We start from the raw sequence: 13,554 nt of genomic DNA, 5'->3' as shown, positions 1-13,554 counted from the left end.
TGGGTGGTTCGTGGATCTTGCACGGGAGCAGCCCGAGAAGAACGCATCACCTACGTGGACCCACTCTGGCAGCCAAACGTGATCGTTTGACCGTTTCGTGTCGATACTCACAGGTGTGGCGGGGGTTCGGGACCCGGCTCCCGAACCCCCGGGCACGGCGGTTCGCGGTGGTGATCAGCCGGAGACGCTGGCGCGGCCGTTCTCGATGTGCCCCATGAGCCGGCGGCGGAAGCCGTCGGCCGTGGTCACCTCGATGTCGTACCAGCCGTGCGCGTCGGAGGCCGAGTGCACGACGGTACGGGTCTTCCCCGGCTTCACCGTGACCGTACGGGTCCAGTCGGCGAGGTCGGCCTCGTCCACGTACCCGAGCGGCCTCACCGTGAAGGCGAGCGGTGCCGATCCGGTGTTCCGTACGGTGAGGTGCAGGTCACGGTCGTGGTGGTCGATCCGCGAGGCGACCTCGGCGCCGCCCGTCGCGGGGCCCTCGAACTCCCGGCGGAAGCCGTTGGGGCCGGTGATCGTGAAGCGGTAACGATCACCCGTGACGGGGACGGTCCACTCCCCCGTACCCCTGACGTCCTGGTGCTGCGGGACGGCGAACTCGCCCGCGTACGGATAGAGCGCGAAGTGGGCGCTCGCCTTCCCCCGGTTGCTCAGCGCGACCGTCACCGAACCCGCGCCGGTGGTCGCGGCGGCGTCCGGCTGGTACGGCAGCGGGCGGGCGGGGCGGACGCCGGGCTCCTGCACCGGCATCCGCTGCACGGCCGGCGGCTGGGGCCGCCAGCGGCCGCTGAACGGCGGGATCGGCCCGGGCTGCTCGACGTCGGGCTGCCGGCGGCCCCGCTTGAAATCGAAGGCCGAGGTGAGGTCACCCGTGACGGCCCGGCGCCAGGGGGTGATGTTGGGCTCCTCGATGCCCGTGAGCCGCTCCAGGAAGCGGATCACCGAGGTGTGGTCGAAGGTCTCGGAGCAGACGTAGCCGCCGACCGACCAGGGGGAGACGACGAGCAGCGGGACGCGGATGCCGAGGCCGGTGGGCTGGCCCTTCCAGCGCTCGTCCGTGTCGCCGGCGGGCGGGACGGGCGGCGGCACATGGTCGAAGAAACCGTCGTTCTCGTCGTAGTTGATCAGGACGACGGTGTGGCGCCAGACGTCCGGGTGCGCGCCGAGGGCGTCGAGCACCTTGTAGACGAGGGTGGCGGAGGCGATCGGCGAGGAGGAGCCGGGGTGCTCGGAGTCGATCGCGGAGGGCACGAGGTAGGAGACCTCGGGGAGGGTGCCGGCGGCGACGTCGGCGCGGAAGGCGTCGGCGAGGGTGCCGCTCTCGACCCGGCGCAGTCCGCGCTCGAAGAGGGAGCGCTCGGCCTCGGTGAGCTCGGCGACGCCCTCCTCCAGGAGTCCGAGGAGACGGGTGCGCTCGGCGGCGTCGCCGGTGTCGCGGACGGCGGCGTAGAAGGACTCCATGAAGGTGTGCCCGCCGGTCCTGGCGAGGGCCTTGCGGGCGATCTTCTTGAAGGTGGTGAAGAACTCGATGTTGTTGTCGGTGAAGTTCTCCCACTCGGTGTACGTCTTCCAGCTGCGCCCGGCGGCCTCCAGGCGCTCGGCGTAGGTGGACCAGCCGTAGCCCGGGTGGGTGCCCTCGGCGTACGCGGCGTTGGTGACGGCCCGGCTGCCGTCGGCCTCGAAGCCGGTCCAGCCGGACCAGAGGTGGTTGCGGTTGGGGCTCGTCGAGGTGTGGACGGACGAGTGGTACGCGTCACAGACGGTGAAGGTGTCGGCGAGCTCGTAGTGCAGGGGGAGGTCCTGCCGGTCGTAGTACGCCATGGTGGCGGCGGTCTTGGCCGAGACCCATCCGTCCATCCAGCCGCCGCGCCAGGCCTTGCCGCCGCCGCTCCAGGAGTGGTCGAGGTCGCCGATGTACTGGAGGTCCTTCTTCTGGGTCTCGGCGGCGCCGCGGATCGGGAAGGGCAGCACGGTCCGGCCGAGGGCGGCGGGCTGCTCGAAGACCGGCCTGCCGGAGGGGAGTTCGACGGCGTTGCGGTCGCCGAAGCCGCGGACGCCGCGGAGGGTGCCGAAGTAGTGGTCGAAGGAACGGTTCTCCTGCATCAGGATCACCACGTGCCGGACCGCCGACATCCCCCCGGCCGGGGGCTCCGCGGCCATCGCGGCCTGCAGCGACGGCGGCAGCAGCGAGCCGGCGGCGGCGACACCGAGGGCGCCTCCACCCAGCGCGAGGAGCCTTCTGCGGGACATCTCGGATGACTTCTCGGGGGACAAGACCGACCTCCAGTCGACGGCCAATGGTTCGCCTTCGAGCCATTGGGTGGTACGCCGAGGACGGTAGTGAGACGGGGTGACGACGAGAAGACCCGACGGGGACGTGCCTGTGAACGTCCAAGGGAACGAGACAGGAGTCCAAGCGAGTTCAGGCCATCGCGGACCATCCGGAGGGCGTCACTCCCCGCAGCCCCCGCAGCCGCCTCCCCCGCCCCCGCCGCAGCCGCCGCACGAGGTCCTGTGGTCCTCCTCCTTCGCCCACCACGAGTCGCGGGACGGGGACGACGGTTCGGCCCGCTCCGAGGCCTCCGCCTCGCCCGCTCGCGTGAACAGGGTGCAGAAGCACCCCGCGCCCGGCACTTCCCCCAAGCAGCGCCCCAGGGACGGCACATGGACGCCCCGCGGGTGCGCGCAGTCAACACAGGTGTGTGTCGCTCTCCCCTCCATGCCCCCATGATGCCCGGGCGGCGCGCGCCGGAACCGGGAAACGGCGAGGGCGGCGTCCCCGGTGCGTACACCCGGGACGCCGCCCTCGCGGCCGTACGAGAAAGGGCTCAGCCCTCGCTGACGCCCAGCTTCTCCAGGATCAGGTCCTTGACCTTCGCCGCGTCCGCCTGGCCGCGGGTGGCCTTCATGACCGCGCCGACCAGCGCGCCGACCGCCGCGACCTTGCCGCCGCGGATCTTGTCGGCGATGGCCGCGTTGCCCGCGATGGCCTCCTCGACCGCCGCGCCGAGCGCGCCGTCGTCGGAGACGACCTTCAGACCGCGCTTCTCGACGACCTCGTCCGGGGTGCCCTCGCCGGCGAGGACGCCCTCGATGACCTGACGGGCCAGCTTGTCGTTGAGGTCACCGGCGGCGACCAGGGCCGAGACCCGGGCCACGTCGGCCGGGGTGATGGCCAGCTCCTCGAGGGAGACGCCCTGCTCGTTGGCGTTCCGGGCGAGCTCGCCCATCCACCACTTGCGGGCCGAGGCCGCGTCCGCGCCCGCCTCGATCGTGGCGACGATCGCGTCGACCGCGCCCGCGTTGAGGATGGACTGCATGTCCAGCTCGGACACGCCCCACTCCTCGCGCAGCCGGTTGCGGCGCACCCGCGGCAGCTCGGGAAGGCCCTTGCGGAGCTCCTCGACCCACTCGCGGGACGGGGCCACCGGCACCAGGTCGGGCTCCGGGAAGTACCGGTAGTCCTCGGCGTTGTCCTTGATGCGGCCGGAGGTGGTGGAGCCGTCGTCCTCGTGGAAGTGACGGGTCTCCTGCACGATCGTGCCACCGGAGGTGAGCACGGCCGCGTGGCGCTGGATCTCGAAGCGCGCCGCGCGCTCCACGGAGCGGAGCGAGTTGACGTTCTTCGTCTCCGAGCGGGTGCCGAAGGTCTTGGTGCCGTGGCGGCGCAGCGACAGGTTCACGTCGCAGCGCATCTGGCCCTTGTCCATGCGCGCGTCGGAGACGCCGAGGGCGCGGATCAGCTCGCGCAGCTCGGCGACGTACGCCTTGGCGACCTCGGGGGCCCGCTCGCCCGCGCCCTCGATCGGCTTGGTGACGATCTCGATGAGCGGGATGCCGGCCCGGTTGTAGTCGAGCAGCGAGTGCGAGGCGCCGTGGATGCGGCCGGTCGCGCCACCGATGTGGGTGGACTTGCCGGTGTCCTCCTCCATGTGGGCGCGCTCGATCTCCACGCGGAAGACCTCGCCGTCCTCCAGCTGGACGTCCAGGTAGCCGTTGAAGGCGATCGGCTCGTCGTACTGGGAGGTCTGGAAGTTCTTCGGCATGTCCGGATAGAAGTAGTTCTTCCGGGCGAAGCGGCACCACTCGGCGATCTCGCAGTGCAGCGCGAGGCCGATCTTGATGGCGGACTCGACGCCGATCTCGTTGACGACCGGCAGCGAGCCGGGCAGGCCGAGGCAGGTGGGGCAGGTCTGCGAGTTGGCGTCCGCGCCCAGCTCGGTCGAGCAGCCGCAGAACATCTTCGTCCGGGTGCCGAGCTCGACATGGACCTCAAGGCCCATGACGGGGTCGTACTCGGCGAGCGCCGCTTCGTACGACAGCAGTTCAGTGACAGTCACGGTGAGACTTTCCCTCTCAGCCCAGCAGGACGTCGTCGTCGCCCAGGCGCTTCAGCTCCCGGTAGAGGATCGCCAGGCCGGTAACGATGGCGGCGGCGGAGACCGCGGCGTCGACGAGCCGCAGCATGTCGCCGTCGTTGCGGGCCAGCTTGGCCTGCTTGGCGACGCTCACGGCGCCGAACGCGGTGGTGGCCAGCGACACGTAGACGCCGGTCTTCGACTTCTTGAAGTTCTTGGCCTTCTTTGCCATGGCACTCACAGCGACGGAGCCTCCTCAAGCAGCGGGTGACCCCACTTTTCCACGAAGGCGGCCTCGACGGCGGCTCCGACCTTGTAGAGCCGGTCGTCCTTCATGGCGGGGGCGATGATCTGCAGCCCGACCGGGAGGCCGTCCTCGGGCGCGAGGCCGCAGGGCAGCGACATCGCGGCGTTGCCGGCGAGGTTGGTCGGGATGGTGCAGAGGTCCGCGAGGTACATGGCCATCGGGTCGTCGGCGCGCTCGCCGATCGGGAAGGCGGTGGTGGGGGTCGTCGGGGAGACGATCACGTCCACCTCCTCGAAGGCCTTCTCGAACTCGCGGGTGATGAGCGTCCGGACCTTCTGGGCCGAGCCGTAGTACGCGTCGTAGTAGCCGGAGCTCAGGGCGTACGTACCGAGGATGATGCGGCGCTTGACCTCGTCGCCGAAGCCGGCCTCACGGGTGAGGGCGGTGACGTCCTCGGCGGACCGGGTGCCGTCGTCGCCGACCCGCAGGCCGTAGCGCATGGCGTCGAAGCGGGCCAGGTTCGAGGAGCACTCGGACGGCGCGATCAGGTAGTACGCCGAGAGGGCGAGGTCGAAGGTCGGGCAGTCCAGCTCGACGATCTCGGCGCCCAGCTCCTTGAGGAGCTCGACGGACTCGTCGAAGCGCTGCACGACACCGGCCTGGTAGCCCTCGCCGCGGAACTGCTTGACGACGCCGACGCGCATGCCGCCGACGGAGCCGCTCAGGGCCGCCTCGACGACCGGCGGGACCGGGGCGTCGATGGAGGTCGAGTCGAGCGGGTCGTGCCCGGCGATGGCCTCGTGGAGGAGGGCCGCGTCCAGGACCGTACGGGCGCAGGGGCCGCCCTGGTCGAGGGAGGACGAGAAGGCCACCATGCCGTAGCGGGAGACCCCGCCGTAGGTGGGCTTGACGCCGACCGTGCCGGTGACCGCGGCGGGCTGGCGGATGGAGCCGCCGGTGTCCGTGCCGATGGCGAGGGGGGCCTCGTACGCGGCGAGGGCGGCGGAGGAACCACCGCCGGAGCCGCCGGGGATGCGGGTCAGGTCCCAGGGGTTGCCGGTCGGACCGTACGCGCTGTTCTCCGTGGAGGAGCCCATGGCGAACTCGTCCATGTTGGTCTTGCCGAGGATGACGACGTCGGCGGCCTTGAGGTTCTTGACCAGCGTCGCGTCGTACGGCGGGATCCAGCCCTCCAGGATCTTCGAGCCCACGGTCGTCGGCATGCCGACGGTGGTGAAGATGTCCTTGAGCGCGAGCGGCACACCGGCGAGCGGGCCGAGCTTCTCGCCGCGGGCGCGCTTCTCGTCGACGGCGCGGGCCTGGGCGAGCGCGCCCTCACGGTCGACGTGCAGGAAGGCGTGGACCTTCTCGTCGACGGCCTCGATGCGGGCGAGGTGCGCCTCGGCGACCTCGACGGCGGTCAGCTCGCCGGCGGCGATCTTCCGCGCGATCTCGGCCGCGGTGAGCTTGATGATGTTGTCCGTCATGGGTGTTAGTCCTCCCCCAGGATCTGCGGCACCTTGAAACGCTGCTGCTCCTGGGCCGGGGCGCCGGAGAGCGCCTGCTCGGGGGTGAGCGACGGACGGACCTCGTCCGCGCGCATGACATTGGTCAGCGGCAGCGGGTGGGAGGTCGGCGGTACGTCTTGGTCGGCGACCTCGGAGACGCGGGCGACCGCGCCGATGATCACGTCGAGCTGTTCGGCGAAGTGGTCTTGCTCTTCACCGGACAGCTCCAGACGCGTCAGCCGGGCGAGGTGGGCGACCTCCTCGCGCGTGATGCCAGGCATGCAGCGATCCTCAGGGGTGAGTCTTGTGGGATGTACCGCAATCCTATGGGGCGCGGGCCACCGTCACGAACACGCCCATTCATCCCCGCCGGCGCGGGGGCGTGAGTGGCCCGGCGAAGTGGTCGGGTTCCTCGGCCGGGACGGCGCCCGGCAAGGGGAGGGTTCCTCGCCGGGACGGCCCTGACCACGGGAAAAACGTCACTGTACGACCTGGCCCGAGGGGTGCTCGAGCTCGGCCTCGGCGGGGTGGTGGCCGAGCTCGACCTGGGCCGCGTGGCGGTCGAGCTCCGCCTGGGCCGCGATGTCCGCGGGGCGGCGCCAGCCGTGCTCGCCGCGGGCCAGGAGCCAGGCGGTCGCCTCGCCCGGCGGCATCGCGGCGGCGACCAGCCAGCCCTGGACGGCGTCGCAGCCCAGGTCACGGAGGCGCTCCCAGGTCTCGTCGTCCTCCACGCCCTCGGCGACGACGAGGAGGCCGAGGGAGTGGGCGAGGTCGACGGTGCAGCGGACGATCTCGGCGTCCTCGGTGTCGACGGCGAGCCGGGCGACGAAGGAGCGGTCGATCTTCAGCTCGCTGACGGGGAGCCGGCGCAGATGGACGAGGGAGGAGTACCCGGTGCCGAAGTCGTCGAGGGACATCTTCACGCCGTGGCCGGTGAGGCCGTTCAGCGTGTCGGCGGCCCGCTGGGGGTCCTCGAGGAGCACGTGTTCCGTTATCTCCAGCTGGAGCGCTCCGGCCGGGACGCCGTGGCGGGCCAGCCGGGCGGCGACGGCGCCCGCGAAGCCGGGGGTGTGCACATCGCGCGGCGAGACGTTGACGGCGACCGGGACGTGGAGGCCCTGGGCACGCCAGCGGGCGACCTGGGCGAGTGCGGTCTCCAGGACGTACTCGGTGAGGTGCGGCATCAGGCCGGAGGACTCGGCGATGGCGATGAACTCGTCCGGCGGGACCTTTCCGCGCTCGGGGTGGACCCAGCGGACGAGCGCTTCGAGGCCGGCGACCTGGCCGTCGAAGCGGACCTTGGGCTGGTAGTGGAGTTCGACCTCGCCGGCGTCGAGGGCGCGGCGCAGGTCGCCGAGGAGGCCGAGCCGGTCGGGCGTGTTGGAGTCGCGCTTGGACTCGTAGACCTCGACGCCGGTGCGGTCGCGCTTGGCCTGGTACATGGCCACGTCGGCGCGGCGCAGCAGGCCCTCGGCGTCGAGCGCGTGGTCGGGGAAGACGGCGACGCCGGCGCTGGCCTCCAGGACGAGGGTGAGTCCGTCGAGGTCGAGCGGGGAGGACAGCTCGGCGACGAGGTGGCGGGCGACGCGCTGGGCGCTGGTGGTGGAGTCGGCGGTGGGCAGCAGGACGGCGAACTCGTCGCCGCCGAGCCGGGCGGCCTCGGCGCCGCGGGGCAGGGCGAGGCGGAGCCTGTCGGCGATCTGGAGGAGCAGCCGGTCGCCCGCGAGGTGTCCGAGGGTGTCGTTGACCGATCGGAAGCGGTCGAGGTCGATCAGGACGAGGGCGGCGCGCGCTCCCTCGCCCTCGGCCTCCTCCAGGGCGGTCCAGGCGCGCTCCAGGAGCCACTGGCGGTTGGGGAGCCCGGTCAGCGGGTCGCGCAGCTGTTCCTCGGCGCGGGCGCGGGCGATCCAGAGGGTGGAGTCGAGGGCGATGAGGGGGACGGCGAAGAGGGGCAGCAGGACCGGCCTGCTGACGGCGACGACGCAGATCAGCGGGGTGATGCCGAGCAGGGCGACGGCGACGAGGCCCTGCCGGAGGAGGGCGGTGCGGGCGACCGTGGGCAGTCCGCGGCCCTGGGGGGCGAGCGTGTACCACAGGAGGATGCGGGTCACCACGAGATAGGCGGCCGCGGCGAGCACGACTTCCGGGAGGTCCCCGATGGTCCAGTCGAGGGGCTGCCAGGGCCGTTCGACGCTGGGTACGTCTCCGAAGAGGGCGAGGACGAGGGCGGCGGCGGCGACCCCGATGACGTCGGCGGCGCCGTGCAGCAGGCCCTGCCGCCAGCGGTGCCGGCGGGCGGCGCCGACGAGGGCGACGACGGTCAGCGAGACGAGCCCGGCGGGCACCCAGCCGTACAGGAGGAGGACGGCGAGGGTGAGGGCGGCGCCGGAGCCGGTGCCGCCCCACCAGCGGTCGCGGCCGAGGGCGACCAGATGGCCGACGATGAGCCCGGTGAGGACGGCGAGGGACCAGCCGACGACCCCTCCGGGGAAGAGCCCGTGGCCGGTGCTCACGGCTCGCTGGAGGCCGGCGGCCAGCACGACGGCGGCGATGCCCACCACGGCTGCGGGCAGCCGGGAGGTGAAGCCCGGGGGGACCACACGGCCGTGCGGCCGTGGGACCGGGGCGGCGCTCTCGGTCGGTTCCATTCCCGTCCCTCTCACAGGCGCGGTGCCGTCGGTGTGAGACGGCCGCGCTCACGCGGCCGTCCGTCGTCCGGCCGTCCGTCGCACGGCCGCCGTCGGGCGGTCGTGTCTCGTGTTCGACGGGGCCGTCGTCCTGACGCCACGACCGGCAGAGCCCTCGCGCGGCCGTGCAGGACGAGACGCACGGTCACCACACTAGGCCGCCGAGGGCTTCGACGGGCAGCGCTCTCCCTCTCTTGCCCGAATGCGACCGGGCCACCCGTAACGATCTGGTATGCGCCGAACGGGTGAGCTTCGGGGGGCCCTTCGAGGGAGTCCGGGGCGCTACTCGACGACCGGGACCGCGGCCTCTCTTGCGGCGTCGGGCCCCTGTTCGAGCAGGACCGCGAAGCCCTCCTCGTTCAGAACCGGAACCTTCAGCTGCATTGCCTTGTCGTACTTCGAACCAGGGTTTTCACCGACCACCACAAAGGAGGTCTTCTTCGAAACGGAACCGGCAACCTTCGCTCCGAGCCTCTGCAGGGACTCTTTTGCGCCATCCCTGGTGAACTTCTCCAGGGTGCCGGTCACCACGACCGTCAGACCTTCCAGCGGACGCGGCCCCTCGTCCTCCCCGGCGCCCTCGTCCTCCAGGCTGACCCCGGCCGCACGCCACTTGCGCACGATCTCCCGGTGCCACTCCTCGGAGAACCACTGCTTCACCGCGGCCGCGATGATCCCGCCGACCCCGTCGACGGCGGCCAGCTCCTCCTCGCTCGCCTGCTCGATCCGCTCCAGGGAACGGAACTCGCGGGCCAGCGCCTCGGCCGCGACCGGCCCCACGTGCCGGATCGAGAGACCGTTGATGAAACGGGCGAGCGGCCGGGTCTTCGCCGCCGCGATGTTCTCCAGCATCGCCAGGGCGTTCTTCTTCGGCTCGCCCTTCTGGTTGGCGAAGACCGTGACGATCTTCTCCTCGCCGGTCTTCGGGTCCCGCCTGGGCAGTCCGCTGTCCGGGTCGAGGACGTACGCCTTGATCGGCAGGAGCTGCTCGATGGTGAGGTCGAAGAGGTCGCCCTCGTCGACCAGCGGGGGCTCGGACGGCTCCAGGGGGCGGGTCAGGGCGGCCGCCGCCACCGCGCCGAAGTTCTCGATGTCGAGGCACTGGCGCCCGGCGAGGAAGAAGAGGCGCTCACGCAGCTGGGCCGGGCAGGTCCGGGCGTTCGGGCAGCGGAGGTCGATGTCGCCCTCCTTCATCGGCTTCAGCGGAGTCCCGCACTCGGGGCACTCCGCCGGCATGACGAACTCCCGCTCGCCGCCGTCCCGCAGATCGGCGACCGGGCCGAGGATCTCCGGGATGACGTCGCCGGCCTTGCGCAGCACGACCGTGTCACCGATGAGGACGCCCTTGGCCTTCACCACCTCCTGGTTGTGGAGGGTGGCGAACTCGACCTCGGAGCCCGCGACCGTGACCGGCTCCACCTGGGCGTACGGGGTGACGCGCCCGGTCCTGCCGACGCCGACCTTGATGTCGATCAGCTTGGTGTTGACCTCCTCCGGCGCGTACTTCCAGGCGATGGCCCAGCGCGGGGCGCGCGCGGTGGAGCCGAGCCGGCCCTGGAGCGGGATCTCGTCGAGCTTGACGACGACGCCGTCGATCTCGTGCTCCACGGAGTGGCGGTTCTCCCCGAAGTACGCGATGAACTCCCGCACCTCGTCGAGCGAGCCGACCACCTTGTTGTGCCGGGCGGTGGGCAGGCCCCACTCGCGCAGCAGGTCGTACGTCTCCGAGAGCCGGGAGATGTCGAAGCCCTCGCGCGCGCCGATGCCGTGGACCACCATGTGGAGCGGGCGGGAGGCGGTGACCTTGGGGTCCTTCTGGCGGAGCGAACCCGCCGCCGCGTTCCGCGGGTTGGCGAAGGGCTTGTCGCCGGCCTCGACCAGGCGGGCGTTGAGCCCCTCGAAGGCCTCCATCGGGAAGTAGACCTCGCCGCGGATCTCCACCAGGTCCGGGATCCGGTCGCCGCGCAGCCGCTCCGGGATGTCGGCGATCGTCCGCACGTTGGGCGTGATGTCCTCGCCCGCACGGCCGTCGCCCCGGGTCGCGGCCCGGGTCAGCCGCCCGTGCTCGTACGTCAGGTTGACCGCGAGGCCGTCGACCTTCAGCTCGCACAGGAAGTGGAAGTCGGGGGTGCCGACGTCCCGCGCGACCCGCTCGGCCCAGGTGGCCAGTTCCTCGTCGTCGAAGGCGTTGTCGAGGGAGAGCATCCGCTCGCGGTGCTCGACGGAGGTGAACTCGGTCTCGTACTGTCCCGCGACCTTCTGGGTCGGGGAGTCGGGCGTCCGCAGCTCCGGGTACTCCTCCTCCAGCGCCTCCAGGGCACGCAGGAGCTTGTCGAACTCGCCGTCGCTGATGACCGGCTGGTCCTTCACGTAGTACCGGAAGCGGTGCTCCTCGACCTGTTCGGCGAGGTCGGCGTGCTTCTCCCGTACCTCGGCGGGCAGGGCCCCCTGTTCGACTGCCACCTTCGTCCGTCCTCCCGTGCCTCGAAACCCGGTCACTCTGGGTTGTCCGCGAGCGATCTCGCCGCCCGGGCGCAGTGGGCGAGCGCCGCACGGGCGTAGGCAGGCGAAGCGCCCGCGAGCCCGCACGTCGGAGTGATGACCACGGACTCCGCGAGAGTCCCCGGATTCAGCCCCAGCCTGCGCCACAGCGTCCTGACACCCATGACGCTACCGCCCGGGTCCGACAACGGGCCGTCGGTGGACGCCACCACACCGGCGAACAGCTTCGTACCGGCCTCCACGGCCTCCCCGATCGTCTCCTCGTCACGCTCGGTGAGCAGCCCGAAGTCGAACGAGACACCGGCGACCCCCGCCCTCCGCAGCAGCGCGAACGGCACGTCCGGGGCGCAGGAGTGGACGACCACCGGCCCGTCGTGGACGGCGATGACCTCCCGCAGGGCGCTCTCCACGACCTGCCGGTCGACGGCCCGGTAGGTGCGGTAGCCGCTGGCGGTGCGGACGTGGCCGCGCAGGACCGCGGTGAGCGAGGGCTCGTCGAGCTGGAGGACGACCCTGGCCCCCGGGATCCGCTTGCGGAGCTCCGCGAGGTGGCCGTGGAGGCCCTCGGCGAGCGAGCCCACCAGGTCCCGGCAGGCGCCCGCGTCCCCGAGCGCCGCCTCGCCGCCGCGCAGCTCCAGGGCCGCGGCGAGCGTCCACGGGCCCACGGCCTGCACCTTGAGGGGACCCTCGTACCCCTGGGTGAACTCCTCCAGGGCGTCCAGGTCCTCGCCCAACCAGGAACGGGCCCGCTTGGTGTCCCGGCCGGGCCGGTCGCTGATCCGCCAGCCGCTCGGCTCCACGTGCGCGTGGAGGTCGACGAGCATCCCGATCGTCCGGCCGATCATGTCGGCGCCGGGGCCGCGGGCGGGCAGCTCGGCCAGGAACGGGAAGTCCTCGAAGGACCCCGTGGCGGCCCTCGCCGCCTCACGGGCGTCTCCGCCGGGCAGGGAGCCGACGCCGGTCGCGGGGCCCCAGATCTTCGTGTCGTCCGAGTCGCTCATGGTCAGCGTCCCGGCCTGACGGTGAGGTCGTTGATCTCGGCGTCGCGCGGCAGGTCGATCGCCGTGAGGATCGCCGTCGCGACCGAGTCGGGGTCGATCCACCGGGAGGCGTCGTACTCCTTGCCCTCCTGGGCGTGGACCTTCGCCTGCATGGGGCTCGCGGTACGGCCCGGGTAGACCGAGGTCACCCGCACCCCGTGGGCGTGCTCCTCGTGGCGCAGGGCGTCGGCGAGGGCCTTGAGGCCGTGCTTCGAGGCGGCGTACGCCCCCCACTCGGCGTGCGCGTTGAGACCGGCGCCCGAGTTCACGAAGACGACGTGCCCCTGGGAGACGCGGAGCTGCGGCAGCAGGTGCCGGGTCAGTTCGGCCGGGGCGACCAGGTTGACGTTGAGCTGGTGGTGCCAGGTCTTCGGGGTGAGGTCGCCGATCGGACCGAGGTCCACGACCCCGGCGATGTGCAGCAGGCTGTCGACCCGCTCGGGCATGCTCTGGTGGGAGAACGCCCAGGAGAGCCGGTCCGGGTCGGCGAGGTCCCCGACGAGCGTCCGAGCACCCGGGAACCGCGCGGCGAGCTCCTTGGCCCGCCCCGCGTCGCGCGCGTGCAGTACGAGCTCGTCCCCGCGCGCGTGAAGGCGCCGCGCGACGGCCGCGCCGATGCCGGAACCGGCTCCGGTGATCACATGAGTAGCCATGGGAGCCATGCTCGCATCAGCGGGAGCCGATGTTCTCCTCCAGGTGGGCCAGGGCCGTCGGGGCGTCGTCGGCGAAGAAGACGAGGTCGGTGAGGGGAAGCGGGAGGAAGCCCTCCTCGTTCATGCGGCGGAACTGGGTCTTCAGGCCGTCGTAGAAGCCGGCCGTGTTGAGGAGGACCACCGGCTTGGTGTGCTTGCCGTGCTTCTTCAGCTCCAGGATCTCGGTGGCCTCGTCGAGGGTTCCGGTGCCGCCGACCATGATCACGATCGCGTCGGACTTGGCGAGGAGGAGCGCCTTGCGCGCCGCCAGATCCTCGGTGACGACCATCTCGTCGGCGTTGGGGCGGGCCTTGTGGGCGAGGAAGTCGACGGAGACGCCGACGAGCCGGCCGCCGGCCTCCTGCACGCCGTCCGCGACCACCTTCATCAGGCCGGTGTCGGAGCCGCCCCAGACCAGGGTGTGGCCTGCCTTGCCGAGGAGGCGGGCGAAGTCGCGGGCGGGGGCCGTGTAGCGCTCGTCGAGGTCGGCCGCGGAGAGGAAGACGCAGATGTTCAT

10 protein-coding genes are annotated in these 13,554 nt (G+C 71.8%); all 10 read right to left on the bottom strand.

What is annotated here, in order from left to right; all coding sequences use genetic code 11:
• Positions 1-174: 174 nt before the first annotated feature.
• Positions 175-2,253, bottom strand: a complete 2,079-nt coding sequence (locus tag ACZ4VK_RS30340) for a phosphocholine-specific phospholipase C (RefSeq protein ID WP_468359015.1) — start codon at positions 2,251-2,253, stop codon at positions 175-177.
• A gap of 578 nt (positions 2,254-2,831) precedes the next feature.
• On the bottom strand, positions 2,832-4,343 hold the full coding sequence (gene gatB, locus ACZ4VK_RS30335; protein ID WP_468359012.1) for an Asp-tRNA(Asn)/Glu-tRNA(Gln) amidotransferase subunit GatB: 1,512 nt from the start codon (positions 4,341-4,343) through the stop codon (positions 2,832-2,834).
• Positions 4,344-4,359: 16 nt separating this feature from the next.
• Complete coding sequence (locus ACZ4VK_RS30330) at positions 4,360-4,593, bottom strand: hypothetical protein (protein WP_352076400.1); 234 nt, start codon at positions 4,591-4,593, stop codon at positions 4,360-4,362.
• Positions 4,594-4,598: 5 nt separating this feature from the next.
• A complete protein-coding gene (gene gatA / locus ACZ4VK_RS30325; protein WP_468359009.1) occupies positions 4,599-6,095 on the bottom strand; it encodes an Asp-tRNA(Asn)/Glu-tRNA(Gln) amidotransferase subunit GatA in 1,497 nt (498 codons plus the stop codon).
• A 5-nt stretch (positions 6,096-6,100) separates the two neighbouring features.
• A complete protein-coding gene (gatC, locus tag ACZ4VK_RS30320) occupies positions 6,101-6,397 on the bottom strand; it encodes an Asp-tRNA(Asn)/Glu-tRNA(Gln) amidotransferase subunit GatC (RefSeq protein WP_188269648.1) in 297 nt (98 codons plus the stop codon).
• 198 nt (positions 6,398-6,595) lie between these two features.
• A complete protein-coding gene (locus ACZ4VK_RS30315; RefSeq protein ID WP_468359005.1) occupies positions 6,596-8,764 on the bottom strand; it encodes a putative bifunctional diguanylate cyclase/phosphodiesterase in 2,169 nt (722 codons plus the stop codon).
• Positions 8,765-9,085: 321 nt separating this feature from the next.
• The gene (gene ligA / locus ACZ4VK_RS30310) at positions 9,086-11,266 is read right to left on the bottom strand and encodes an NAD-dependent DNA ligase LigA (protein WP_468359002.1); all 2,181 of its coding nucleotides are present in this window, start codon (positions 11,264-11,266) and stop codon (positions 9,086-9,088) included.
• Between the two features lie 32 nt (positions 11,267-11,298).
• Entirely contained in the window at positions 11,299-12,306 is a 1,008-nt protein-coding gene (locus tag ACZ4VK_RS30305) for a methionine synthase (protein WP_468358999.1), read from the bottom strand.
• Between the two features lie 2 nt (positions 12,307-12,308).
• Complete coding sequence (locus tag ACZ4VK_RS30300; RefSeq protein WP_468358996.1) at positions 12,309-13,007, bottom strand: SDR family oxidoreductase; 699 nt, start codon at positions 13,005-13,007, stop codon at positions 12,309-12,311.
• Between the two features lie 7 nt (positions 13,008-13,014).
• Positions 13,015-13,554, bottom strand: coding sequence for an LOG family protein (locus ACZ4VK_RS30295; protein WP_468359503.1), 540 nt, complete (start codon positions 13,552-13,554; stop codon positions 13,015-13,017).

Source organism: Streptomyces sp. NPDC028711 (genome assembly GCF_055565415.1).
This window is presented reverse-complemented; position numbering and strand designations above follow the sequence as displayed.